The sequence below is a fragment of the Streptomyces sp. Root1310 genome (assembly GCF_001426425.1).
In the GTDB taxonomy this organism is placed as follows: Bacteria; Actinomycetota; Actinomycetes; order Streptomycetales; family Streptomycetaceae; genus Streptomyces.
In genome coordinates, this window is sequence record NZ_LMEQ01000033.1 from 336995 (window position 1) to 361293 (window position 24299).

General features: G+C 71.7%; 21 protein-coding genes, 1 tRNA gene and 1 pseudogene. 12 read left to right on the forward strand and 11 right to left on the reverse strand.

The genetic code is table 11. The features are described from left to right. Window positions 1-61: 61 nt before the first annotated feature. The 3 genes from ASD48_RS37695 to ASD48_RS37705 all read right to left on the reverse strand — a co-directional run bounded on the left by ASD48_RS37695 (window position 62) and on the right by ASD48_RS37705 (window position 4646). The gene (locus ASD48_RS37695; RefSeq protein WP_057606375.1) at window positions 62-1429 is read right to left on the reverse strand and encodes a PLP-dependent aminotransferase family protein; all 1368 of its coding nucleotides are present in this window, start codon (window positions 1427-1429) and stop codon (window positions 62-64) included. 82 nt (window positions 1430-1511) lie between these two features. Further along, on the reverse strand, window positions 1512-3005 hold the full coding sequence (locus ASD48_RS37700) for an aminopeptidase P family protein (protein ID WP_199876154.1): 1494 nt from the start codon (window positions 3003-3005) through the stop codon (window positions 1512-1514). A 105-nt stretch (window positions 3006-3110) separates the two neighbouring features. Then, window positions 3111-4646, reverse strand: a complete 1536-nt coding sequence (locus ASD48_RS37705; RefSeq protein ID WP_079074220.1) for a PP2C family protein-serine/threonine phosphatase — start codon at window positions 4644-4646, stop codon at window positions 3111-3113. A gap of 524 nt (window positions 4647-5170) precedes the next feature. Between ASD48_RS37705 and ASD48_RS37710 the strand changes: the two genes are divergently transcribed. Both ASD48_RS37710 and ASD48_RS37715 read left to right on the forward strand, forming a co-directional pair. Next, window positions 5171-5836, forward strand: a complete 666-nt coding sequence (locus ASD48_RS37710) for a bifunctional DNA primase/polymerase (protein WP_057606377.1) — start codon at window positions 5171-5173, stop codon at window positions 5834-5836. Between the two features lie 56 nt (window positions 5837-5892). Next, window positions 5893-6447: a hypothetical protein gene (locus tag ASD48_RS37715; RefSeq protein ID WP_057606378.1), complete on the forward strand. Its 555-nt coding sequence runs from the start codon at window positions 5893-5895 to the stop codon at window positions 6445-6447. A gap of 277 nt (window positions 6448-6724) precedes the next feature. Here ASD48_RS37715 and ASD48_RS37720 read toward each other — a convergent pair whose 3' ends face one another. The 3 genes from ASD48_RS37720 to ASD48_RS37730 form a co-directional block, all read right to left on the reverse strand. Beyond that, entirely contained in the window at window positions 6725-7690 is a 966-nt protein-coding gene (locus ASD48_RS37720; RefSeq protein WP_057606379.1) for a DUF5926 family protein, read from the reverse strand. Between the two features lie 290 nt (window positions 7691-7980). Beyond that, window positions 7981-8619, reverse strand: a complete 639-nt coding sequence (locus ASD48_RS37725) for an ATP-binding protein (RefSeq protein WP_057606380.1) — start codon at window positions 8617-8619, stop codon at window positions 7981-7983. Window positions 8620-8802: 183 nt separating this feature from the next. Beyond that, window positions 8803-9639, reverse strand: a complete 837-nt coding sequence (locus ASD48_RS37730; RefSeq protein ID WP_057606381.1) for a glycerophosphodiester phosphodiesterase — start codon at window positions 9637-9639, stop codon at window positions 8803-8805. 281 nt (window positions 9640-9920) lie between these two features. Between ASD48_RS37730 and ASD48_RS37735 the strand changes: the two genes are divergently transcribed. After that, on the forward strand, window positions 9921-11540 hold the full coding sequence (locus ASD48_RS37735; RefSeq protein WP_057606382.1) for a trypsin-like peptidase domain-containing protein: 1620 nt from the start codon (window positions 9921-9923) through the stop codon (window positions 11538-11540). Window positions 11541-11650: 110 nt separating this feature from the next. Here ASD48_RS37735 and ASD48_RS37740 read toward each other — a convergent pair whose 3' ends face one another. After that, a complete protein-coding gene (locus tag ASD48_RS37740; protein WP_057606383.1) occupies window positions 11651-12502 on the reverse strand; it encodes a hypothetical protein in 852 nt (283 codons plus the stop codon). Window positions 12503-12981: 479 nt separating this feature from the next. On the opposite strand from ASD48_RS37740, the gene ASD48_RS37745 reads away from it, so the two are divergent. Further along, a tRNA-Ser gene (locus ASD48_RS37745) sits at window positions 12982-13068 on the forward strand. 124 nt (window positions 13069-13192) lie between these two features. Here the strand turns inward: ASD48_RS37745 and ASD48_RS37750 are convergent. Next, a complete protein-coding gene (locus tag ASD48_RS37750) occupies window positions 13193-13453 on the reverse strand; it encodes a hypothetical protein (protein WP_063887541.1) in 261 nt (86 codons plus the stop codon). 20 nt (window positions 13454-13473) lie between these two features. On the opposite strand from ASD48_RS37750, the pseudogene ASD48_RS37755 reads away from it, so the two are divergent. Further along, window positions 13474-14124, forward strand: a pseudogene (locus ASD48_RS37755) (tyrosine-type recombinase/integrase); the annotation flags it as partial. A gap of 212 nt (window positions 14125-14336) precedes the next feature. Here the strand turns inward: ASD48_RS37755 and ASD48_RS42930 are convergent. Both ASD48_RS42930 and ASD48_RS37765 read right to left on the reverse strand, forming a co-directional pair. Beyond that, the gene (locus ASD48_RS42930; RefSeq protein ID WP_157880769.1) at window positions 14337-14651 is read right to left on the reverse strand and encodes a YrhB domain-containing protein; all 315 of its coding nucleotides are present in this window, start codon (window positions 14649-14651) and stop codon (window positions 14337-14339) included. Between the two features lie 98 nt (window positions 14652-14749). Further along, window positions 14750-15643, reverse strand: coding sequence for a bifunctional DNA primase/polymerase (locus tag ASD48_RS37765; protein WP_057606386.1), 894 nt, complete (start codon window positions 15641-15643; stop codon window positions 14750-14752). Window positions 15644-16004: 361 nt separating this feature from the next. Between ASD48_RS37765 and ASD48_RS37770 the strand changes: the two genes are divergently transcribed. From ASD48_RS37770 to ASD48_RS37795, 6 genes are all read left to right on the forward strand, one after another. Next, window positions 16005-16319, forward strand: a complete 315-nt coding sequence (locus ASD48_RS37770) for a hypothetical protein (protein ID WP_020131344.1) — start codon at window positions 16005-16007, stop codon at window positions 16317-16319. Between the two features lie 242 nt (window positions 16320-16561). After that, window positions 16562-17572, forward strand: coding sequence for a bifunctional MaoC family dehydratase N-terminal/OB-fold nucleic acid binding domain-containing protein (locus ASD48_RS37775; protein ID WP_057606387.1), 1011 nt, complete (start codon window positions 16562-16564; stop codon window positions 17570-17572). Beyond that, window positions 17569-17964: a MaoC family dehydratase gene (locus ASD48_RS37780; protein ID WP_057606388.1), complete on the forward strand. Its 396-nt coding sequence runs from the start codon at window positions 17569-17571 to the stop codon at window positions 17962-17964. The genes ASD48_RS37775 and ASD48_RS37780 overlap by 4 nt, the downstream gene beginning before the upstream one ends. Beyond that, the gene (locus tag ASD48_RS37785) at window positions 17961-19139 is read left to right on the forward strand and encodes a lipid-transfer protein (RefSeq protein ID WP_057606389.1); all 1179 of its coding nucleotides are present in this window, start codon (window positions 17961-17963) and stop codon (window positions 19137-19139) included. The genes ASD48_RS37780 and ASD48_RS37785 overlap by 4 nt, the downstream gene beginning before the upstream one ends. A 389-nt stretch (window positions 19140-19528) precedes the next feature. Then, window positions 19529-20077 (forward strand): SigE family RNA polymerase sigma factor, encoded by a 549-nt coding sequence (locus ASD48_RS37790; protein WP_057606390.1) that lies wholly within the window; start codon window positions 19529-19531, stop codon window positions 20075-20077. Between the two features lie 127 nt (window positions 20078-20204). Continuing rightward, window positions 20205-21884, forward strand: a complete 1680-nt coding sequence (locus tag ASD48_RS37795) for a long-chain fatty acid--CoA ligase (protein WP_242432846.1) — start codon at window positions 20205-20207, stop codon at window positions 21882-21884. Window positions 21885-22193: 309 nt separating this feature from the next. Here the strand turns inward: ASD48_RS37795 and ASD48_RS37800 are convergent, their stop codons facing one another. Continuing rightward, window positions 22194-23375, reverse strand: a complete 1182-nt coding sequence (locus ASD48_RS37800; protein WP_057606391.1) for an MFS transporter — start codon at window positions 23373-23375, stop codon at window positions 22194-22196. A gap of 249 nt (window positions 23376-23624) precedes the next feature. Here ASD48_RS37800 and ASD48_RS37805 point away from each other — a divergent pair, with 249 nt between their 5' ends. Further along, window positions 23625-24224 carry a TetR family transcriptional regulator gene (locus ASD48_RS37805; protein WP_057606392.1) on the forward strand — a complete coding sequence of 200 codons (600 nt, stop codon included), beginning with the start codon at window positions 23625-23627 and terminating at the stop codon, window positions 24222-24224. Window positions 24225-24299: the final 75 nt, after the last annotated feature.

Below are 24299 nucleotides of genomic sequence, written 5' to 3' on the forward strand. Positions count from 1 at the left end.
CCCAGCATGGTCGGATCATGGTCCGTCCGGACGGTTCCGATCATGGTCCGCCCCGCTCCGGTCAGTCCCGGCCCAGGACCCTCGCCAGCACGTCCAGTGCCTCCGGATACAGCCGCTCCCGGGGCGTGCCGTACCCCACGACCAGCCCCTGCGGACGCCCCGCGCCGGGGGTGTGCCAGTGCTCGCCCAGGCGGCCCACCGCGAGGCCCTCCGCCTCCGCCCGCGCCAGCACCTCCGCCTCGTCGCCGACCTCCACCAGCGCGTGCAGCCCGGCCGCGATCCCGCGCACGCCCCGGCCCGCGCCCACCCGTTCCAGGAGCAGGTCCCTGCGGCGGCGGTAGCGCAGCCGGCACGCGCGTACGTGCCGGTCGTAGGCGTGACCGATGATCAGCTCGGTCAGCGCGAGCTGCCCGATGGACTCGGTGTGGTGGTCGCTGTGCAGCTTGACGTCGGCGACCGCGTCGACCAGCTGCGGCGGCAGCACCATCCAGCCGAGCCGCAGCGCGGGCCCGAGTGTCTTGGAGGCGGTGCCCAGATAGACGACCTGCCCCGGCGCCATCCCCTGGAGCGCGCCGACCGGCTGCCGGTCGTAGCGGAACTCCCCGTCGTAGTCGTCCTCGACGATCAGCCCGTCACGCGCGCGTGCCCACTCCGTGAGGGCCCGCCGCCGCCCCGGGTGCAGCGTCACCCCGGTCGGGTACTGGTGCGCGGGCGTGACCACCACGGCCCCGGCGTCACCCAGTTCCCCGACGCGCACCCCGCGCTCGTCCACCGGTACCGGCGTCACGGTCCCGCCGTTGCGTCGTACGACCTCGCGGTGGAAGGGCAGCCCAGGGTCCTCCATCGCGATCCCGGCGCCGCCCAGCACGCGCGTGAGGAGCGCGAGGCCCTGCACGTACCCGGAGGTGATCACGATCCGTTCGGGCGGCGCGATGACGCCCCGCGCCCGCCCCAGATACCCCGAGAGCGCGGTGCGCAGTTCGATGCGGCCGCGCGGGTCGCCGTAGTCGTACGCCAGGGAGGGCGCCGTCGCGATGGCCCGGCGCAGCGCGCGCAGCCAGGCCGCGGCCGGGAACGCGCCGACGTCCGGGCTCCCGGGCCGCAGGTCGAAACGCGGCGCACGCGCGTGTGCGGCGGCGCCCGGCGGTTCGGCGGCGTCGGACGGCAGGGCCGCGACCCGGGTCCCCGAGCCCTGGCGTGCCGTCAGGTAGCCCTCGGCGACCAGCTGGTCGTAGGCGGCCTTCACCGTGTTGCGCGAGATGCCGGTCTCGGCCGCGAGCCGCCGGGTGGCCGGCAGCCGGCTGCCGGGCGCCAGCCGCCCCTCCCGCACGGCGTCCCGCAGAGCCCGTTCCAGCCCGGCCCGCCGCCCTTCGGCGGCATCCGGTTCCAGATGCAGGTCGACGCCGACACCGGACCAGAAGTCGTTCACGCAGTCCCCCTGGACAGAAGCACGCCCGGACAGGTGAATGGCCGGGCACCCACCGGTACCCGGCCGATCGATCAGCGATGTGTCAGCCCTTCAGCGAAGCCATCCAGGCCTCGACCTCGTCGGAGCGGCGCGGCAGGCCGTCCGACAGGTTCCGGTTGCCGTCCTGCGTGACGAGGATGTCGTCCTCGATCCGGACGCCGATCCCCCGGTACTCCTCGGGCACCGTCAGGTCGTCGGCCTGGAAGTACAGACCGGGCTCGACCGTCAGCACCATGCCGGGCTCCAGCGTCCCGTCGACGTACGACTCCACGCGCGCGGCGGCGCAGTCGTGGACGTCCATGCCGAGCATGTGACCGGTGCCGTGCAGCGTCCAGCGGCGCTGGAGGCCGAGCTCCAGGACGCGCTCGACCGGGCCTTCGACCAGGCCCCACTCGACGAGCCGTTCGGTCAGCACGCGCTGCGCGGCGTCGTGGAAGTCGCGGTACTTGCCGCCCGGCTTGACGGCCTCGATACCGGCCTCCTGGGCGTCGTACACGGCGTCGTAGATCTTCTTCTGGATCTCGCTGTAGCGGCCGTTGACCGGCAGCGTGCGCGTGACGTCGGCGGTGTAGTACGTGTGGGTCTCGACGCCCGCGTCGAGCAGCAGCAGGTCGCCGGAGCGGACCGGGCCGTCGTTGCGCACCCAGTGCAGCGTGCAGGCGTGCGGACCGGCGGCGGCGATGGTGCCGTAGCCGATGTCGTTGCCCTCCACACGTGCGCGCAGGAAGAACGTGCCCTCGATGTAGCGCTCGCTCGTCGCCTCGGCCTTGTCCAGGACCTTCACGACGTCCTCGAAGCCGCGGACCGTCGAGTCGACGGCCTTCTGGAGCTCGCCGATCTCGAAGTCGTCCTTGACGAGGCGGGCCTCGGAGAGGAAGACCCGCAGTTCGTCGTCGCGCTCGGCGGTGACCTTGTCGGTCAGGGCCGCCTCGATGCCCGCGTCGTGGCCGCGCACGACCCGCACCGGGCCGGTGGCCTCGCGCAGCTTGTCCGCCAGCTCGCGCACGTCGGACGCCGGGATGCCGTACAGCCGCTCCGCCTCGGTGAGCGAGTGCCTGCGGCCGACCCACAGCTCGCCCTGGCCGGACAGCCAGAACTCGCCGTTCTCGCGGTCGGAGCGCGGCAGCAGATAGATCGTGGCCTTGTGGCCGTCGGCGACGGGCTCCAGGACGAGGACGCCGTCCTCCGTCTGGTTGCCGGTGAGGTACGCGTACTCGACGGAGGCGCGGAAGGCGTATTCCGTGTCGTTCGAGCGGGTCTTCAGGTTGCCCGCCGGGACCACCAGGCGCTCGCCCGGGAAACGCGCGGAGAGCGCGGCACGGCGGGCGGCGGTCTCCGCGGCCTGGGCGATCGGCTCCAGGTCACGCAGTTCCGTGTCGGCCCAGCCGGACTTCATGCTCTCGGCCAGCTCGTCGGAGACGCCTGGGTACAGGCCGTTCTTCCGCTGCTTGATGGGCTCCTCGGACTCGGTCTCCGGATCCGCTGCGGTAGCAGCGTCGTCCGGCACCGCCGGGGTGAGCTCGTCGGCCACGGTCATCCTCCTTGATATGGCACTGGACCCCCTCCATCGTACGGTCGTACGTAAGGGGGCCCAGGGCCGAAGGACCTGTTATGGGACCGGTCACCCGGTGTCACCGCCGCACTACTCGAAGCGGGCCGCCAGCAGCACCACGTCCTCGTCGCTGTCCCGCTCGGCCGCGCCGTCCGGCAGCAGCGTGCGCAGCACGTGGTCGGCGATCGCGCCCGGGTCGTGCCGCAGCGGTCTCGGGACCCCGGCGGCGGCCGCGTGCAGCCGGGCGAAGGCACGGTCGACGGGCTCGCCGGTGCGGTGCAGCAGTCCGTCCGTGTAGAGCAGCACCGTTTCGCCCGGCTCGGCCTCCATCTCGACGCTCGGCGCCTCCCAGCAGGCCAGCATGCCCAGCGGGGCGGAGACGGAGGTCTCGACGAACTCCGTGCGCCGCTCGCCGACCAGCAGCGGCGGGCAGTGCCCGGCGCCGGCCAGCGTGATCTTGCGCAGGGCGGGCTCGCAGTAGGCGAACAGGGCGGTGGCGGACCGGGCGGGCTCGGTCAGCCGCAGCAGCAGCTCCAGGTCGGACAGGACGGCGACGGGGTCCTCGCCCTCCATCACGGCGTACGCCCGCAAGGAGGCGCGCAGTCGGCCCATCGCGGCGACCGCGCTCGGCCCGGACCCGGTGACGGACCCGACGGCGAGGCCCAGCGCGGCGTCCGGCAGCGGCAGCGCGTCGTACCAGTCGCCGCCGCCGCGCGGGCCGGTGTGATGCCGGGCGGCGAGCTGGACGCCGGGCACGCGCGGCAGCCGGGAGGGCAGCAGCTCCTCGGCCATGGTCCTCATGGACGCGCGGGTGCGTTCGAGTTCCAGGAGCCGCGCCAGATGCTCGGCGGCGTACCGGACGTACAGGCCGATCAGGTGACGCTGACGCTCGTCCGGCTCGGCGGGCTCGTCGTAGAGCCATACGGCCGCGCCCAGGCGGCCGGGAGCGCCGTCCGTCTCCAGGGGCAGCGCGTAACTGGCGGCGTAACCGAGGCGTGCGGCCACCTCCCGGTGGCGGGGGTCCATGCCGTCCTCGGCGAACAGGTCGGGCTCGGCGATCTCCCCCTCGCCGCCGGGCAGCCCCTCGAGGATGCGGCCGTACGACAGGGCGCTGCGCGGCACGGTCTCGATATGGCCGAGATCGGCGCGGCCGAGGCCCAGTCCGATCATGGTGTCCGGCCCGAGCCGGTCGGCGGGTTCGAGGACGACGAGACCGCGCCGGGCGCCCACGAGGGCGGCTCCGGCGTGCAGCATCTCCTGGAGGGTCTCCGTCAGCGCGTCCGTGCGGGCCAGGCGTTCGGTGAGTTCGTGGAGGGTGGTGAGATCGGAGACCCAGCCGGCGAGCCGGTCGGTCAGGAGGGCGCCCGGGCCGGTGGAACCGGCTGCGCCGGTGGGGGCGGCAGGGACCGTCGGGGCACCCGGGGTGGCGGGCGCGGGCGCGACAGTGTGTGCGGGCGAGGGAACCGTTGAATCGATTCCGGCCACTTTCGGAGGGTGAGGGGCGTTCATGGCGTCCGGCTCTCGGACCGGAGCGTATTGCTCAAAAGCATCGCAAACCCCCATGTCATTCTGCGCCGCTAGCGGTGTCTCCACATGTACACGCACTCGTGAGGGGATGTCCAGCATTGTCCTGCTGGGCTTGCTGGTGTCCGTGGGTTCTTTGGGAGAATCGGGCACAGTTCTTCCGGCTCCCTTGCGGAATTGTAAAGTTGGCTTAAAAATGCCTCGGGTAACGGGTGTTTGCGGTCGACTGGCCTTGCTCCACGGAGCGTCACAGCGGTCGTGATGGGTACGTACTCGGTAAGGGCCAGGTGTCGTTGGGAGCTCGTTGGGAGCCTCCCGGAACCTGGTGACCGGCCCGGGCGTCATAGTCATCGACGACCGTGCCCCATCCTCCCGTGGCGGAGGCGGAGAGAAATACGCGCGACGCTAAACGCCAGACTTCGCCACCCCACGCCACGCCCAGGCATTAGATGGATGCAAGTCGGACGGAGTGGCCGCGGAAGCAGCCACCGCTCGACCCTGAGGGGTTCCCCTTGTCTCGTACAGGGGTGTGATGCGCCAACAGGTACGCACAGTGAAGTGATCGACACATGATGTGATGTGGCCCACGGTGTTGCCAGCGGTGCAACGGAAAGGAACGAGCGCTCATGCGCGAGATCCTCGGAAAGCGACGCAGGCTCCTGTCCCAGTCCAGCGACAGCGGACCTGAGTTGATCGACTCGGCCCTGACCTTCGCGACGGAATGGCAGTGGCCCGTCCTCCCGGGCGTGACGGCGGACCCGCAGGGGCGTTCCCGCTGCGGCTGTCCCGACCCGGAGTGCACGGTCCCCGGTGCTCACCCCTTCGACCCCGGCCTGCTCGCGGCCACCACCGAAGCGCGCATGGTGCGCTGGTGGTGGACCAACCGGCCGACCGCACCGATCATCCTGGCCACCGGGGGCACGGCCCCCTGCGCGGTCAGCCTCCCCGCCCTCGCGGCCTCGCGCGCGCTCGTGGCGCTCGACCGGCAGGGCATCCGACTCGGCCCGGTCGTCGCCTCGCCCACCCGCTGGTCGGTCCTCGTCCGGCCGTACACGATGGAGCAGCTGGGTGAGCTGCTCTACGCCAAGGACTTCGTGCCCGGCTCCCTCCGCTTCCACGGCGAGGGCGGCTACATCGCCCTGCCGCCGTCCGAGACGGGTCGCGGCGACATCCGCTGGGAGCGCGCGCCGCTGCCCGGTTCGGCCTCGCCCTGGGTGCCCGACGTCGAGGCCGTGGTGGACGCCGTCGTCGACGCCCTCACTCGTACGGGTGTGAGCGCACCCGAGTTGTAGGGGTGTCGGGCGCGCGCCGGACAGACCACCGGCGTTCGCCCTCTATCTTCCGCTACATGAACCTTCGTCTCCTCGCCCTCGTGGGCGCCGTGGCAGGCGCGATCGCGCTGCCCCTCGCCATGGCGTCCGCGGGGCCGGCCGGCGACGAAGGGCGTACGGCCGGCGTCGTCGAAGTGGCCGATACCCGCGCCACCGGCGACACGGATCCGAAGGCGCCGCCCGCCGAACCCTCCCGGTCCCCGCTGCTGCTCGGCCTGGGGCTGGCCACCGCCGCCCGCTGCGGCCCCGAACTCTCCTCGCCCGACGGTGTGGAGGCTCAGACCTGTGTGCTGTCCCAGGGCGACGACAGCTGGGCGCGCACCTACTACCGCAACGCCACCGGACGCGCCCTGGACGCCTTCCTGAGCCTCATGGGGCCCGAGGGGCGCACCGTGCGGACGCGCTGCGCCGTGGGCGCCGACGACGAGCCGGAATCCTGCGAGACACCCCATGAGCGGACCCGGGGCGAACTGCCGGCGTACACGGCGGTCGCGGAGTTCGCGCGAGCGACCGGTGACGGACCGCTGCTGCTGCGCTCCGGGAGCAACTCCGAGTCGGATACGGGCAGTTGACGTGCGACCTCACCCTGTAAACGGCGACGCACATGAAAAGACCCGGTTGCTGACGACGGGGGATGCATCAGCAACCGGGCAACTCGAACGGTAACAAGAGATCTGCTCCACGCAAATTCGATCTCTTGTTTTCATCGGTATTCCGGACACCGGCGAAACGGCGCTTCTCACGCCGACTCACCCTGAACGGGCGGGAGTTGTGAGCGCAGTCACGCCACCCGCCGGCGCAGGGAGTGCTGACCGGTCGGTCAGTTCGGCCGGGGTCCGCACCTGTACGTCAGCTGAGCGTCACCTGTCGGTTGGTCAGACCGCCCCGCGCACGGCGCTCGTCCGCCGTGAGCGGCGCGTCCGAGGCCAGGGCGGTGGCGAGCCGCTCGGCGAACTCGGCCGCCGGCTTCTCCACGTCGTCCGCCGTGACCGCGCTCGGCAGGTCCCAGACCGGCACGGTCAGACCGTGCGCCCGGAAGGAGCCGACGAGGCGCGTGCCCTCGCCGAGGCTCGAACGGCCCGCCGCGTGCAGCCGCGCGAGGGCGTCCAAAAGCCGCTCCTCCGGATGCGGCATGACCCAGCGCAGGTGGTTCTTCTCCGGCGTCTCGCACCAGTACGCGGCGTCCACACCGGTCAGCTTCACGGTCGGGATCGCCGCGGCGTTGGCGCGCTCCAGGGAGGCGGCCACCTCCGGCGCGGCGTTCTCCGGGTCCGGGACCCAGAACTCGAAGCCGCTGTGCACAACTGGCTCGAACGCGCCTTCGGTGTCGAGCAGATCCTGCATCCGCGGACCGTCGGCCGGCGCGCGGCGCGCCTGCACCGGGGTGCCGGGGTCGGCGTCCAGGGCCCGCCGCAGGGTGTCGGCCAGGTCGCGGCTGATGTCGCCCGACGGCGTGTCGTTCTGCAGGCCGAGGAGCACCGAGCCGTCGTCGCGGCGCAGCGCGGGCCAGGCCATCGGCAGCACCGTGGCGAGCGTGACGGACGGGACGCCCTCGGGCAGCCCGCCCTCGAGCGTCAGCTCGACCGTGGCGGCCGGCACCAGCTCGCGCAGCGCCACCCAGTCGCCCTCGCCCGGCAGGCCCTCGAATGGGCGCTGCACCAGCTCGGTCACGGCATGCGCGGCGGCCCGGCCGTGACAGGCCTTGTAGCGGCGGCCGCTGCCGCACGGGCAGGGCTCCCGCGCGCCGACGACCGGGATGTCCGCGTCGGTGGGCTGCGGCCGCTTGGCCTTCGTCTGGGGTCGCTTCTTGGCCATCTGGGTGTCTCCCGGGTACGGCTCGTCTGGTACGGCGGGAGCCTAGCCGTTCGCACGCTCCGTCACGGGAACCTGTGGACGACGCGGGGCCTGCGGACGACGGTCACCACGCTCGGCCGCGCGGATCTCCCCGGAACGTTCGGCGTCTCTCTCCGACCGCCTCCGGGCCGTCTCCGACCGTCTCCGGGCCGCCTCCGACTGCTCCGACGACCGTTCCGACGACCGTTCCGACGTCTGTTGTGACGTCTGTTGTGACGACTGTGGTGAAGACTCTCGCGACCGTCGCCGGTCTAGTCCAGGTCGTCGAACGCGTCCGCGAACTCCAGGCCGGGCATCGAGGCGACCGACGGGGCCGCGACCCGGGACGCGAAGTCGTCGCGTCGGCAGCCCGCGTCGGGGTCGTGGACGTCCGTGTGGACGACGACCCAGACCGTGACCTCGCCGCGGGCGTCGTCCCGGACACCCCAGTCGTCGGCCAGTGCCGTGATGATGTTGAGCCCGCGGCCGCCGTGCGCGGTGACGGAGGGGGTCGCCGGGGCCGGGCGGGTCGGGCCGCCGCCGTCGGTCACCTCGACCACCAGCCGGCCAACCTGATCGACACGCCACGCGGCCCGGACGTCGCCGTCCCCGGCCAGGGCGTCGCCCAGTGGCCTGCCGTGCTTGCACGCATTGCTCAAAAGTTCGGAAAGGATCAGTACGGCGTCGTCGATGACCGATTCCGACACCCCTCCCCTGCGCAACTGATCGCGCATGCGGTGTCTCGCATTACCCACGCCCGCAGGGCCATGGGGTACGGCCATGCTCGACGACGCGGGCACCTCCTGTGCCACCACCAACGCCACCCCCGAGACCTCCTTCGCCCCACGCCACGGTGTGGATGCCCCATTGGCCTGTACCGGAAACCGGCCAACGCGGCCCCGGCGACGCATTCGTCATGGTCGGACACGGAACGAACGCGCCGGAGCACTCCCTGTGAGGGGCCTGTCAGCGAGTGGCTAAATTTGGACGGTATGGCTGAGAACGGAGGATGCTGTAAGGGCGCTGTGGGGTCAAGAGGTGTGGACGGGGCTTCTGTGACTTCTGGGACTTCTGTGACCTCCGCGGGGCACGGTTCAGCGGCCCAGCCGTCGCAGCACCTCGGCGGGGCGGTTGGTGATGATGGCGTCGACGCCCAGCTCGACGCAGAGGTCGACGTCCTCCGTCTCGTTCACGGTCCACACGTGCACCTGGTGACCGGCCGCCTTCAGGCGCTCGATGTACGCCGGATGGTTGCGCACGATCCGGATCGAGGGGCCGGCGATGCCGACCCCCGCGGGCAGCCGCCCGTCGCGCAGCCGGGGCGAGACGAACTGCATCAGGTAGACCGTCGGCACCGTGGGCGCCGCCGCCCGTACGCGATGCAGCGAGCGGGCCGAGAAGCTCATGATCCGCACCGGGGACTCGGCCGCCGCGACCGGTGCGTCCAGGCCGAACCGCTTCAGCAGTACCAGCAGCCGCTCCTCCACCTGTCCGGCCCAGCGCGTCGGATGCTTGGTCTCGATGGCCAGCTCCACCCGGCGCCCGGCGTCGGAGACGAGCTCCAGCAGCCGCTCCAGGGTCAGGACGGAGGTCTCCTCCCGGTCCTCGGGCCGGACCTCCCAGTCGGGGTCCTCCTCGCGCGCGTGCCAGGCCTCGCGGGCCTCCCGCGTCTTCCAGGAGCCGAAGTCCAGCGCCGCCAGGTCGGCCAGCTCCAGGGCGGAGACCGCCCCGCGGCCGTTCGACGTACGGTTGACGCGACGGTCGTGTACGCAGACGAGATGGCCGTCCGCGGTCAGCCGTACATCGCACTCGAGGGCGTCGGCACCGTCCTCGATCGCCTTCCTGTACGCGGCCAGGGTGTGCTCGGGGGCCTCCTCGGAAGCCCCGCGGTGGGCGACGACTTGAATGTGGTGCTGCCGTACGTGGGTCACCGCGTCATGGTGCCATCGGCGCCCGGTCGTCTGAGAACCCTCTGAGATGTTTCGATGATGCGCGCTTATTGTGCGTAATGACCCATATAAAGAATCGCCAAGGACCCACAGCCACCGCTTATGGTGCTCTGACGGCCCGTGGGAAAAGCTGAGACGTACAAAAGCACATGCACAGCTTCAGCGCGCGGGGTCGACGACAAAGCGCGTGAAAGCGCGACAAGCGCCGACGAGCGTGACCCAGTGCGACCGACGACAACAGCCGTGGATCGAGGAGAAGAGCTGTGAGCACCGAGAACGAGGGCAAGAGCGAGGGCACCCAGGTACCCCCGGCCCCGTCCGCACCCCCCGTGCCGGTGGAATCTCCCTCGGCCTCCCCGCAGGCGCCCGCGCCCGACGCCGGCGCGCCCACGACTCCGCTCCCGGCGGCGCCCGCGCAGGCACCGGAAGCCGGTCAGGCCTCCGCGGGTGCGCCTGAGGGCCACTGGCCGCCGCCCACCGCCCCGCAGGGAGCGCCGGCCCCGGTCGACGGCGACTGGCCGCCGCCCACCGCCCCGCAGGCCGCCCCGGCCCCGCAGGGAGCCCCGGCCGCCGACGACTGGCCCAACCCGGCCCCGACGACACCCCTCTACGCCGGCGCCGGCGCCGGCACGCACGCGTACGGCACCCCCGGCTCCGCCGACGTCGCCGCCGGTGGCCCCGGCGGGGTCGGCGGCCCGGGCGGTCCCGGTGGCCCCGGCGGGACCGTCTGGGGTGCCTCCTACCAGCAGCCCGCGCCCAAGTCGGGTCGTGGCCGCGGCGGGCTCGTCGCCGCGATCCTGGTCGCCGCGCTGGTCGCGGGCGGCCTGGGTGGCGGACTCGGCTACACGCTGGCCAAGAACGACGACGACACCGGCTCGACGACCGTCTCCGCCTCCACCAACGGCGGCGACGTCAAGCGCGACCCGGGCACGGTCGCCGGGGTCGCCGCCAAGGCGCTGCCCAGCACGGTCACGATCGAGGCCGAGTCCAGCAGCGGCGAGGGCGGCACCGGCACCGGCTTCGTCTTCGACACCCAGGGGCACATCGTCACCAACAACCACGTCGTCGCGGACGCGGTCGACGGCGGCAAGGTGACGGCGACCTTCCCGGACGGCAAGAAGTACAACGCCGAGGTCGTCGGGCACGCCCAGGGCTACGACGTCGCCGTCATCAAGCTGAAGAACGCCCCCTCGGACCTGAAGCCGCTGACCCTCGGCGACTCCGACAAGGTGGCGGTCGGCGACTCGACGATCGCGATCGGCGCCCCCTTCGGCCTGTCCAACACGGTCACGACGGGCATCATCAGCGCGAAGAACCGCCCGGTGGCCTCCAGCGACGGCACCAGCAGCGCCGCCTCCTACATGAGCGCCCTCCAGACGGACGCCTCGATCAACCCGGGCAACTCCGGCGGCCCGCTGCTGGACGCCTCGGGCAACGTCATCGGCATCAACTCCGCGATCCAGTCCACCGGCAGCGGCGGCCTGGGCGGCACCACCCAGTCCGGCTCGATCGGCCTCGGCTTCGCCATCCCGATCAACCAGGCCAGGTACGTCGCCCAGCAGCTGATCAAGACCGGCGAGCCGGTGTACGCGAAGATCGGCGCCTCCGTCTCCCTGGCGGACTCCACGGAGGGCGCGAAGATCACCGAAACGGCCGAGGGCGGCAACTCCGCGGTCGAGACGGGCGGCCCGGCGGACCAGGCCGGCCTCAAGCCCGGCGACGTCATCGTCAAGCTCGACGACATGGTGATCGACAGCGGCCCGACCCTCATCGGCGAGATCTGGACCCACCAGCCCGGCGACAAGGTCACGATCACCTACGAGCGCGACGGCAAGTCCCACACCGTCGACCTCACCCTCGGCTCCCGCAAGGGCGACAGCTGACGCCCACGCGCGCGTGCCCGGCCGTCGGGAACGCCCACTGAACCGAAAGATGCGGTCTGCCGGAAGCGTGGCTTCCGGCAGACCGCATCTGTTCGTGGTGCGCTGCGGGATCAGAGAATCGCGCCGTCGGTGATCTTGGTGGCGATGCCGTTCTCGATCACGACCTCGGCCTCCACGCCCTTCTTGGCGGCCTTCTCCAGATCGGCCTCGTCGCACGGGGCGTCCACCTTCGAACCGGCGGTGCCGCAGATCTGGCCCCCGCCCAGGATCACGGTGTCCTCGGCGAGGTAGAAGGCCTGCTGTTCACCGCCGGAGCCCTGGGCCGCGGGCCCGTCGACCTGGTACTTGCCGGGCGCCATGTAGCGCACGATGCCGTACCAGGTGCCGTTGACGCCCTTGCCCTTGTCGAGACCGTCCACGACGCCCTCGCTGCCGCCGGACGTGCTCCCGGGGGCGGTCGTGGCGCCGCCGGACGTGCTCCCGCCGCCCGTCGCGCTGCCGCCGCTCGTGCTGCCGCCGCCGGAGGACGAGCCGGAGGCGCGGCGCTCGGTGATCTGCGTCGCGGCGCCGTCCTTCATCACCACGTCGGCGTCGACGGCGCGTCCGCCCTTGGTGGCGGTCTCCAGGTCGGCCTCCTCGCACGGGGCGTCCACCTTCGAGGAGGCGTCGCCGCAGATGGTGCCCGCGCCGAGGATCGTGGTGTCGTCCGCGATCCAGAACTGCTGGTCGGACTTGCCGGACACGCTGACGATGTACTTGCCCGACGCGAGGTACGTCACCGTCCCGCCCGCGAAGGTGCCGCTGACGCCCTTGGCACCGGACTTGTTCGCGGCGGCGGTCGTGTCGGCCTTGCCGGAGGAGCTGTCGGCCGCGTCGTCGCCCTGGTTGCATGCCGACATCAGCAAGGTGCCGCCCAGGAGCGCGGCGGAGACGAGGAAGGCCTTGCGACGGTTGCGAGTCATGGGTCAAATTCCCTGATCAGTCGGCTGGTTGGTGCTGAGATGAGGTCGGTTCCTCAGCGCTGTTGATCACTATGAGGGGACCGGGAGCCGAAAGGATGCCTCGGTCCTCGATCCAGGACGATGCCGTCACCGACTCGTGACACGCACAACTCGCCTTAACAGAAACGAGGTTGCCGCTCCGCGCCCTACCTCGGCGGCATCGGCGACCGCGGCTCACCTCCGCGGAGTGCCGTCGCGTCCTTCCCGGCCCGTGCTCGTACGCGTCGACGCGCGGACGGCCGACCCGGTCGCCCCGTGCTCGTACGCATCGATGCGCCGACGCGCGGACGGCCGACCCGGTGCCGATCGGAGGGGCGGCCCCGGGCAGCGGAACCGACCCCGCGGAACCGACCGAGCGACCCCCGCGTGGACCACGCCCCCCGAGCGGCCCCCGCGCCCGGTAGTCTGTACCCGCTCCGCCCCAGGTGGGCCGGGGCGCGGGTGGGTTGCCCGAGCGGCCTAAGGGAACGGTCTTGAAAACCGTCGTGGCAGCGATGTCACCGTGGGTTCAAATCCCACACCCACCGCAGGTGAACGGCCCCTGACCAGGTGAATCGGTCAGGGGCCGATCTCATGTGCGCTGCCCGTCAACGCCCGCGGTTCCCCGCCGGTTACCGGGCGATCGGGCACGGCAGGGGCACGGCCCTTCGGCTACTCGTAGATGACGGCCGCACTGAGGGCCCGCGCAAAAAACGTCCAGTCGCCGTCCGGCGGCATCTCTTCGCCGAGGTACCGGTACGAGCCGGGCGAGTCCGTGATCCACGAGGCGAGCGCACCGAGGTAGTCCTCCACTGTGCGGTTCTCCCACTCCTTTCCCCGTCGTTGAAAGTCATCGCAAAGGCCATGGATCATGGCGGCAAGGGACTCTCGCGTCATGACTTCCTTGAAGGGATCGGGCGCATCGTTTGACATGGCCGGACCCTAGCGTGGACATCCTCACCCCGCTCGAAGCCTCCCGGGTCGTGCGGAGCGCCGCCGAGCCTCATGGCCTGCTGATCGCTCTTCTCGCGTACGCGGGCCTGCGAGTCGGTGAGGCGTTCGCCCTTCGGCGCTCGGACATCGACGTGTCCGGCGGCTTCGTCCTGGTCGACGAGAACCTCGCCGAAGCTAACGGAACCTTGGTCTTCGACACCCCCAAGTCCCATCAGAAGCGGCTTCTTCGCGTCGGCCCCTCGCTCGCGAAGCGGCTCGGCCGGCACTTGGAGACTCTGCCTGGCGGGGATGGCACGCTCCTGTTCACCACCCCGGGCGGCAAGCCGCTGCGCTACAACCAGTGGCGCAAGGCGTACTTCGACCCGGCCGTGGCTGCGGCTGGGCTGACCGACGTCACTCCGCATGACCTCCGGGCCTCGCACGGCACCTGGGTCGCCGACCGGTACGGCGTGATGACCGCAGCTCACCGCCTCGACCATTCGAACGCCAGCGTCACGACCCGGCACAACGCCCGGCCGGTCGCCGGTCGTGACGACCACGTGGCCGAAGCGGCTGACTCCTGGCTCAGCGGGCACGATCACGAGCCTGGGGCACGTAGCGGGCACGATGACGATGACGACGGCGCTGCCGGGGTCCTCGTACCCGCCTGACCTGCGGTGGAGCGGCTCACCATCCCTACTGCCGAGAGATCTTGAAAACCGTCGTGGCAGCGATGTCACCGTGGGTTCAAATCCCACACCCACCGCAGGTGAACGGCCCCTGACCAGCGAGATTGGTCGGGGGCCGTGTCGTTTGCGCACACCGTGATCGCCCGGTGTCGGGCCGTGGTTCCCCGGCCGACCGGGCGCGGAAGGGGCACGGATCACGGGATCCCGTCAGTGATCGTCTCTTGGTCGTACACGCGCTGATACTCGGCGACCGTGTCGCCGAACTGCCGGCCGCCAAGTTCCTGTAGGCGGCCGTCGCGACGGTCTACGACGACGGGCCCGGTCCCGAGCCACATGTCGCGCGGATTGCCCGTCTGCGCGTACGTCGAGCTCTGATACCGGAACTCCCACCCGAAGCGGTGCTCCTGCTCGCTGATGAACACAGCAGAAACGCCCGGTTCCGGCGGGTAGGGCGTCGCTTGGGCGAGAAACGCGTCGAAGATCTCTCTGGCTCGCTCGGCTGTGATCACAACGCGAGCGTACGTAGGACGAGAGGTCGGCGGAACGGCTTTGGGCCGGAGCTGTTTTGGGGCCCAACGCTCGCACTGACGGTGGAGCGCCGGGGCCGTCACGGTTCGGGGCGGTGCGTGGTCATGCGGGCCGCCGACGTGATCGTCCCCCGTGCTTCCCGGGCCGTCAGGCCGGTCCGTACGGCGGCGTCGACCAGGTCCTCGGTCAACTCCGGGCCGATGCCGTCCTCGTAGGCCCGGCAGGCCGCCCAGAACAGCCGTGTGTTGCGTTGCCCCTCGTGGGCGGCCAGCACGAACTGGACCAGGCCTCGCCCGTGTGCGCCGCCCGCTGTCGCGCCGGGGCCCGGGCGGGGTGAGCGCGGCGGTGGCAGCAGCAGGCGCAGGAGGGAGCGCGGGCAGGGCGCGGGGGTGAGGTGGGCGGTGCCGGGGGCGGTGGCGTAGACGCCGTGGGCGGTGCGGGAGCCGGGGCCGACCAGGTAGCCGCCGGCGCCCCGGATGTCGATGCCGGGGGCGAGGCGGCCGGCCGAGTTGGGGACGACGACGTCCGGCGGGCCGGTGAGCCACAGGTGCCGCCCGCCGGACGGGGTGAGGACGACGATCGTGGGCGGGATGGTGAAGAGGTGGCGCAGGGCCAGTTCGCGCAGGGCGGCCGTGGAGTCCGTGTCGGACTTGGTGTCCAGGTCGACGCCGATGAGGTGGTGCGGGGACAGGCCGCAGGCGATGCCGTAGCCGGTGGCCCAGGGCGCGGCGGCGAACAGCTCGCGGATGCGGGCCGGGTCGGTCGAGGCGTCGTACACGCCGTGGCCGAAGCGGCCGCACTCGCCGTGGCAGGGCGGCCCCGCCGGCTCGGGGTCGTCGCGGTGAGGGGAACGCAGGGCGGGCAGTTTCGTGCGGGACAGGGGGATGACGGCCAGGCCGCGTTCGGCGGCCGACAGCGCGTGGGCGAGGGCCAGCGTGGTGGCCTGCCGGGAGTACCGGTCGGTGGTGGCCATGAGAATAGTGTCGTACGCGTGTTCGATAAAGGGAAGAGGGTGGGCCGCGACGCGCCCGGGGGCGGTCGGCCGGGGCGGAAAATTGCCGGAACGCTTCGCCTCGTGCCGGGCCCGGAAAGCAGGTGTCCGACTTGCCGGGGTTTGTGGCGGCACGTGCAGGAAAAGTGGTGGTAGGGGTTTATCGACTTGTCATCACGCTTGAGTGCGAATGACGGCTTCCGGGGTGGTTCGCCGGGGATTCGGTGGGCAACCCTGGTCTCGCGACGTCGTCACACATGCCGGGCGGTCGGCCAACCGCCCGGATGAAAGCCGTGCTTCATGCACTTCGGGTACGCACGTACTTCCGTTCTGGAGGAACCACATGGCAAGCATCCGTACCGCCCGCGTCATCGCCGCCGTCTCCGCCCTCCCGCTGGCAGCCGCCCTCTTCACCGGCGTCGCGGTGGCGGACAACGGCGGCTTCGCGGACGACGGATCGAACGCGGGTGTCGCGAGCATCTCCGGCAGCGGTGTCGGGCGGGACAACAGCGGCAACTCGGCCACCACACAACAGAACGCCGTCGGCTCGGGCGCCTCGAACCAGAGCAATACCGCGCAGGTCAACGGGTCCGCGTTCACCGCGGTCAACCAGGGCAACAGCAATGTCGCGGTCGCCTTCACCCCGCTGTGGTGGTGATCTGAGGGGCCGGGGCGGGGTCCGGCGCCGGACCCGGGGGGAGTTCGCGCCGGGTGGGGGGTGAGGGGGGTGTTGGGGGCGCGTGGGGGGTGGCGAGGCGTTTGCGCGGCGGTACTTCGGTACCGCCGCGCAGGCGTTTTCCCACGGGGAAGTGACCTTGACAGAGGCTTATATCTGACGGACAGTCAGAAACTGTTCCCGGTAAGCCCTGGCAAGCCTTTCCCGCCGGAAGGAGTACGACCGTGGACGACGAGCTCCACGCGCGGCTCAAGGCCTACGAGGGCCGCCCCGCGGCCGTCGCGGGCACCGGTCGGGACCCTGTCAACGCGCCCATGATCCGGCACTGGTGCGAGGCGACGGGCGACCGGAACCCCGCGTACACCGGCCCCGGCGCGATCGCCCCGCCGACCATGCTCCAGGCGTGGATCATGGGCGGTCTCAGTGGCCACGAGGGGCGTGCGCAGGCCTACGACGAGCTGCTCTCCCTGCTCGACGAGGCGGGCTGCACCTCGGTCGTCGCCACCGACTGCGAGCAGGAGTACCTGCGCCCGCTGCGGCCGGGGGACGAGGTCGCCTTCGACACGGTGATCGAGTCGGTCTCGCGGCGGAAGACCACCAAGCTGGGCACCGGGTACTTCGTCACCACCCGCACGGACGTGCGCGTGGGCGAGGAACTGGTCGGCACCCATCGCTTCCGCATCCTCAAGTACGTGCCGAGCGCACACGTGCCGAGCGCACACGTGCCGAGCGCACACGTGCCGAGCGCACACGTGCCGAGCGCACACGCGCCGAAGGGACGGGAGCAGAAGGCGCAAGGCCGGCCGGACGTACCGAGGCGGCCGCGTCCCGTCGTCAACCGGGACAACGCCGGTTTCTGGGAAGGCGTCCGGCGCCACCGCCTCCTCGTCCAGCGCTGCACCGCCTGCGAAACGCTTCGTTTCCCCTGGCTGCCCGGCTGCAACGCCTGCGGTTCGCCGGAGTGGGACACGGTCGAGGCCGGTGGCGAGGGCACGGTCTTCTCGTACGTCGTGATGCATCATCCGCCCTTCCCGGCCTTCTCCCCGCCCTACGCGATCGGGCTGATCGAGCTCGCCGAGGGCGTCCGCGTCATCAGCAACGTGGTCGACGTGCCCTACGACAAGGTGCGGATCGGCATGCCCGTGGAGCTGGAATTCCGGTCCTATGACGACGACGAGGACGGCGGACTGGTGCTTCCCGTGTTCCGGCCCCGCGCGGGGGAGGTGGCCGCGTGAAGGCCGGTGACGAGCTGCCGCCGCTGGAGATCGGGATCACCCGCACCCTGATCGTCGCCGGAGCCATCGCCTCGCGCGACTACCAGGACGTCCATCACGACCCCGAACTGGCCCGGCGCAAGGGGTCCCCCGACATCTTCATGAACATCCTGACCACCAACGGCCTGGTCGGCCGCTACCTCACCGACCACTTCGGTCCTGCGGCCGTGCTCCGCAAGGTCGCCATCCGGCTGGGGGCGCCCAACTACCCGGGAGACACCATGGTGTTGAGGGGCACGGTCGAGGAGTTCGACGGAGCCACCGCCGTGGTGCGGGTCACCGGGGACAACGGGATCGGCAGACATGTCACCGGCACGGTGACGCTCACCGTCCCGTCGGGAGGTGCGGGGTGAGCGTGCGGACGCGTGACTCCCTCGGCGGCCGGGCGGCGATCGTCGGCATCGGGGCCACGGAGTTCTCCAAGGACTCGGGGCGCAGTGAACTGCGGCTGGCCGTGGAGGCGGTGCGGGCGGCCCTCGCCGACGCGGGACTCACGCCCGCCGACGTGGACGGGCTGGTGACGTTCACGATGGACACCAGCCCGGAGATCACCGTGGCGCAGGCCTGCGGCATGGGCGAGCTGTCCTTCTTCTCACGGGTCCACTACGGCGGCGGGGCGGCCTGCGCGACCGTGCAGCAGGCGGCGCTCGCCGTCGCGGCCGGGGTGGCCGAGGTCGTGGTCTGCTACCGCGCCTTCAACGAGCGGTCGGGGCGCCGCTTCGGCTCGGGCGTGCGACATCGCGAACCGTCGGCGGAGGGGACGGCGCTCGGCTGGACGCTGCCGTTCGGGCTGCTCACCCCCGCCTCCTGGGTGGCGATGGCGGCGCAGCGCTATCTGTACACGTACGGGCTGACCCCCGAGGACGCGTTCGGGCCGGTCGCCGTCACGGCCCGCCGGCACGCGGCGCTGAACCCGGCGGCGTACTTCCACGGCCGTCCGATCACCCGGGCCGACCACGCGGCCTCGCGCTGGATCGCCGAGCCGCTCAGGTTGCTGGACTGCTGCCAGGAGACGGACGGCGGCCAGGCGCTGGTCGTCACCTCGGTGGAACGGGCCCGGGACCTGCCGCGGCCGCCCGCCGTGGTCACCGCGGCCGCGCAGGGTGCCGGCCGGGCCCAGGAGCAGATGACCAGCTTCTACCGCGACGACCTCACGGGCCTGCCGGAGATGTCCGTGGTCGCCCGCCAGCTGTGGCGCGGCTCCGGCCTCGCGCCGGCCGACATCGACGTGGGGATCCTGTACGACCACTTCACGCCGTTCGTGCTGATGCAGCTGGAGGAGTTCGGCTTCTGCGCCCCGGGCGAGGGCCCGGCCTTCGTGGCGGAGGACCGGCTGCCGCTGAACACCCACGGCGGCCAGCTCGGCGAGGCCTACCTGCACGGGATGAACGGTGTGGCCGAAGCCGTACGACAGCTGCGCGGCACGTCCGTGAACCAGGTGCAGGGGGCCGCCCGGGCCCTGGTGACGGCGGGGACCGGGGTCCCGACGTCGGGCCTGGTCCTGACCACGGACGGAGCCGTGGACTGAGGAGTGGACCGAGCCGTGGACCGAGCCGTGGACCGAGCCGTGGAGCGAGGCTTGGACCGAGCCATGGACTGAGGAGTGGAGCGAGGCTTGGACCGAGCCGCGGACCGAGCCGCGGACCGAGCCGCGGACCGAGCCGCGGACCGAGCCGCGGACCGAGGCGTGGACCGAGGCGTGGATTCAGCCGGGCACCGGGTCGTGAGCGGGCCGTGGACCGGGCCACGGCCACAGCCCCGGACGGATGAGCACCCAGGGGTCATCCCGTAGTAGTCGGCGCCGCCTCGTCCACCTTCAGGAGGTGGGGCGGGCACCACCCCTACAACCTGAGACGGACCCGCCTTCGGGACCTGCGGCCGATCCGCCCGAGCGGGCCGCGAACCTAGCGTGGAGCCATGACCACACCCGTCTGCACCAGCGCTTCGAACGGCATGACGCGGCCTTCTCCGTACCCGTCCTTCGCGTCGTACGTCAGGGCCCGTCAGCCGGTGCTGCTGCGCACCGCACGGTCGCTGACCGCGAACCCGAGCGACGCGGAGGACCTGCTGCAGACCGCGCTCACCAAGACGTATGTCGCGTGGGAGCGGATCGAGGACCACCGGGCGCTCGACGGCTATGTCCGCCGGGCCCTGCTGAACACCCGCACGTCGCAGTGGCGCAAGCGCAAGGTCGACGAGTTCGTGTGCGACGAGCTGCCGGAGCCGGACCCGGTCGCCTCCGCGGACGACCCGGCGGAGCGGCAGGCCCTGCACGACGCCATGTGGCGGGCGATCACGAAGCTGCCCGCGCGGCAGCGGGCGATGGTCGTCCTCAGGTATTACGAGGACCTCAGTGAGGTCCAGACGGCCGAGGTGCTCGGCGTCTCGGTGGGCACGGTGAAGTCGGCGGTGTCGCGGGCGCTCGGCAAGCTGCGCGAGGACCCTGAGCTGGTGCTCGTCCGCTGACAAGGGCGGATCTTCCGGCACGCGCCGTGATCGGGGCCGCGCCGTGACCTGATCGATCACCGCTCCCTAGTGACATACCGCGCGGTATGTGCGCAGAATCAGCACAACCGTTACCACCGCGTAGGCAATGTCGCCGCCCTGGGAGGACGCCGTGCTGAGCACCATGCAGGACGTACCACTGACCGTCACCCGCATTCTCGAGCACGGTGTGCTGGTGCACGGCCGGTCCCAGATCATCACCTGGACGGGTGAGAGCGAGCCGCACCGGCGCAGTTTCGCCGAGGCGGGCACCCGCGCGGTGCAGCTGGCGAACGCCCTGCGCGACGACCTCGGCGTCCGCGGCGACGACCGGGTGGCGACGCTGATGTGGAACAACGCCGAGCACGTCGAGGCGTACTTCGCGATCCCCTCCATGGGCGCGGTGCTGCACACCCTCAACCTGCGCCTCCCGGCCGAGCAGCTGGTGTGGATCGTCAACCACGCCGCCGACAAGGTCGTCATAGTCAATGGTTCGCTGCTCCCGCTGCTCGCGCCCCTGCTGCCGAAGCTGCCCACGCTCGAGCACATCGTCGTCTCGGGCCCCGGTGACCGCTCGCTCCTCGAAGGCGCCCACGCGCGCGTGCACGAGTACGAGGAGCTGATCGCGGACCAGCCGAAGACCTTCGACTGGCCCGAGCTGGACGAACGCCAGGCCGCCGCCATGTGTTACACCTCCGGGACCACGGGCGACCCCAAGGGCGTGGTCTACAGCCACCGTTCGATCTACCTGCACTCGATGCAGGTGAACATGGCCGAGTCGATGGGCCTGACCGACCAGGACACCTCGCTCGTCGTCGTCCCGCAGTTCCACGTCAACGCCTGGGGACTGCCGCACGCCACCTTCATGACCGGCATCAACATGCTGATGCCGGACCGCTTCCTCCAGCCCGCGCCCCTCGCCGAGATGATCGAGAGCGAGAAGCCGACCCACGCGGCCGCCGTCCCCACCATCTGGCAGGGTCTGCTGGCCGAGCTCACCGCCAAGCCGCGGGACGTCTCCTCCCTCACCCAGGTCACCATCGGCGGATCGGCCTGTCCGCCCTCCCTCATGACCGCGTTCGACGAGCTGGGCATGCGGGTCTGCCACGCCTGGGGCATGACGGAGACCTCCCCGCTCGGGACCATCGCCCGTCCGCCAGCCCACGCGGTCGGCACCGACGAGGAATTCGGCTACCGCCTCACCCAGGGCCGCTTCCCGGCCGGGGTCGAGGGTCGCCTCACCGGCCCCGGCGGCGAACGCCTTCCCTGGGACGGCGAGTCCGCGGGCGAGCTGGAGGTGCGCGGCGCGTGGATCGCCGGCGCCTACTACAACGGCCCCGACGGCGAGCCCCTGCGGCCCGCCGACAAGTTCAGCGAGGACGGCTGGCTGAAGACGGGCGACGTCGGCACCATCTCCCCCGACGGCTTCCTCACCCTCACCGACCGCGCCAAGGACGTCATCAAGTCCGGCGGCGAGTGGATCTCGTCGGTGGACCTGGAGAACGCGCTGATGTCCCACCCGGACGTCACCGAGGCCGCCGTCGTGGCCGTCCCGGACGAGAAGTGGGGCGAGCGCCCGCTGGCCACGGTCGTCCTCAGGGAGGGTGCCACCACGGACTTCGAGGCCCTGCGTGCCTTCCTCGCCGCCGAGGGGCAGATCGCCAAGTGGCAGCTCCCGGAGCGCTGGACGATCATCGGGTCGGTCCCGAAGACCAGCGTGGGCAAGTTCGACAAGAAGGTGCTGCGCAGGCAGTACGCGGAGGGCGAGCTGGACGTCACCCGGCTCTGAACCCGCCCGCGCCACGGCTGCGGTGACCGGTGCGGCGGCCGTCGCTGCCGTTCACGCGTGTCGTGTACGCCGGGCAGGGCACCTCGCGGCCCCTGCCCGGCGTACGCCGTTCTTCACGGCGGTGAGCCGTCCCACGGTCATGACCGTCCGTCCGGTCGCAGGCCGACTCCCAGGGTGACTTCCGCGCCGGGGGCCGGCTTCAACGCCGCACGGGCTTCACCGCCGTAGGGCTGCCACCGGCGTACGGCCGTCACCTTCGTTGGCCGCCTTCGCCGTCGTACGGTGGCCTTCGCCGTCGTACGGCTGCCGTCACCGTCGTACGGCCGTGGTCGTCCAGCCCAGGACCAGCCACGCGCCCGCCACCGCGACGACGCCACCCCAGCCGAAGTGGCTGAAGGCGAGGCCGGCCAGGGCCGAGGCGGTCGCGCCGCCCGCGAACCCCGCGACGACATAGGCGCTGTTCGCGGTGGCCGGGGCCGAGGTGGTCGTCAGGGCGAGCGTCTGGTTGGCGACGTGGGAGGCGACGAGCGCCGCGTGGATCACGATCGCGGCCACGAAGAGCGCCACGAGCACCTGCCCGCCCAGCCAGAACAGCGGCACCGAGACGGCAGCGAGAAGATACGCGCTGCGGACGACCTTCGCGGCGCCGAAGCGGTCCACCAGACCGCCGGCCAGGGGCGCGACGACGCTGGCGGCCAGTCCGAAGAGGCCGAAGAGACCGGCGGCGGCGGTCGTCAGCCCGTAGGACTCCTCACCCGTCAGCAGCAGGGCCAGCGAGGTCCACAAGGCACTCCAGGCGCCGTACATCCCGGCCTGCCGCACGCAGGCCCGCCACAGGTCGGGCGAGCGCCGCACCAGGCCCGGCATCGCGGTGAGACCCGCGAAGAGGTGGCCCTCGCGGGGGCGTTGGCGTTCGGCGGGGAGGGCGCCCGCGGTCAGCAGGCCCAGGACCGTGGTGAGGACGGCCGCGCCCAGGAACACCGCCCGCCAGCCGAAGGCCTGCCCGGCCAGCCCGCCGAGGACCCGGGCCGCGACGATGCCGGTGAACAGCCCGGCGATGACGGCGGCCACGTGCCGGGCGCGCCGGTCGGCGGGGGCGCGGGCGGCGACCAGCGGCACGAGCAGCTGCGGGACGACGGTCGCGGCCGAGGCGACGAGCACGGCCGCCGCGAGCGCGCCGGTCCCGGCGGCGGTGGCCGCTGCGACCAGGGCCGCCGCGGTGACCAGGGAGAGGACGGCGACCAGTCGGCGCCGGTTCACCCGGTCGCCGAGCGGGGCGAAGACGAGCAGGCCGGCCGCGTAGCCGAACTGGGCGACCGAGGCGATCCAGGCCACGGCCGAGGGCGCCGAGCCGAAGTCGTGGGCGATGAGGGGGAGCAGCGGGGCCGCGAGGTAGATGTTGGCCGCCGTGACGGCGGTGCAGAGCGCGATGAGAACGAGGAGAAGCTCGTTGCGGCGACCCGCGGCAGCCGAGGGCGCTACTTCCTTCACCTCTCGGGCGTCCGGGGCTTCTCGGGTCCCTCGGGTCCCTCGGGTCCCTCGGGTTTCTCGGGCTTCTGTGGCTTCGGGTGACATGGTGCGGTGCTCCCACTCCGACATCTGACATCTGGCCTGCGAGGCGTCCGGCCTGCGAGGCGTCCGACAACCAACTGGTTGGTTGGAACGGAGGGAGAACAGTCTGGAGCGCGGGTGAATTCCCTGTCAACCAACTAGTTGGTTACCCCTCGCTACGATGGCTCCATGGCAACCACCAGGGATCCCGAGGCCACCCGAGCCCGGATCTTCGACGCCGCCGTCGCGGAGTTCGCCCGCCACGGCATCGCGGGCGCCCGCATCGACCGCATCGCCGCCGAAGCCAAGGCGAACAAGCAGCTGATCTACGCCTACTTCGGCAACAAGGCCGAGCTGTTCTCCCACGTCCTCGGCCGGTCCATGGTGGACCTCGCCTCCGCCGTCCCGGTCGACCCGGACGACATCGAGGGCTGGCTCGACCGGCTGATGGACTACCACGCCGCCCACCCGGAGCTGCTGCGCCTCCTGTACTGGGAGGGCATCGAGTACGGCAGCACCGAGCTGCTGCCCGACGAGGCGCAGCGCCAGATGCACTACGCGCTCAAGGTCGCCGCCGTGCAGGACGCCCAGGACCGGGGAGTGATCTCCGACGCGATCCCGGCCCGTGACCTCTTCTTCCTGCTGATCGCGATGGCCAACTGGGCCGCCTTCGTCCCCCAGATGAGCCGCATCCTGGCGGGCTCCGAGGACACCGACCGCGACCGCCTGCGCGCCTCCATCAAGGAGGCGGCGCGGCGGATGGTCGCCCGGGAGGACGGGCCTCGGTAGGACGGGCCCCGGTAGGACGACGCGGGGCCGGACGGGCTGTGCCGAACGCCGATGCGGTGCCGTGTCGGTCGGGCC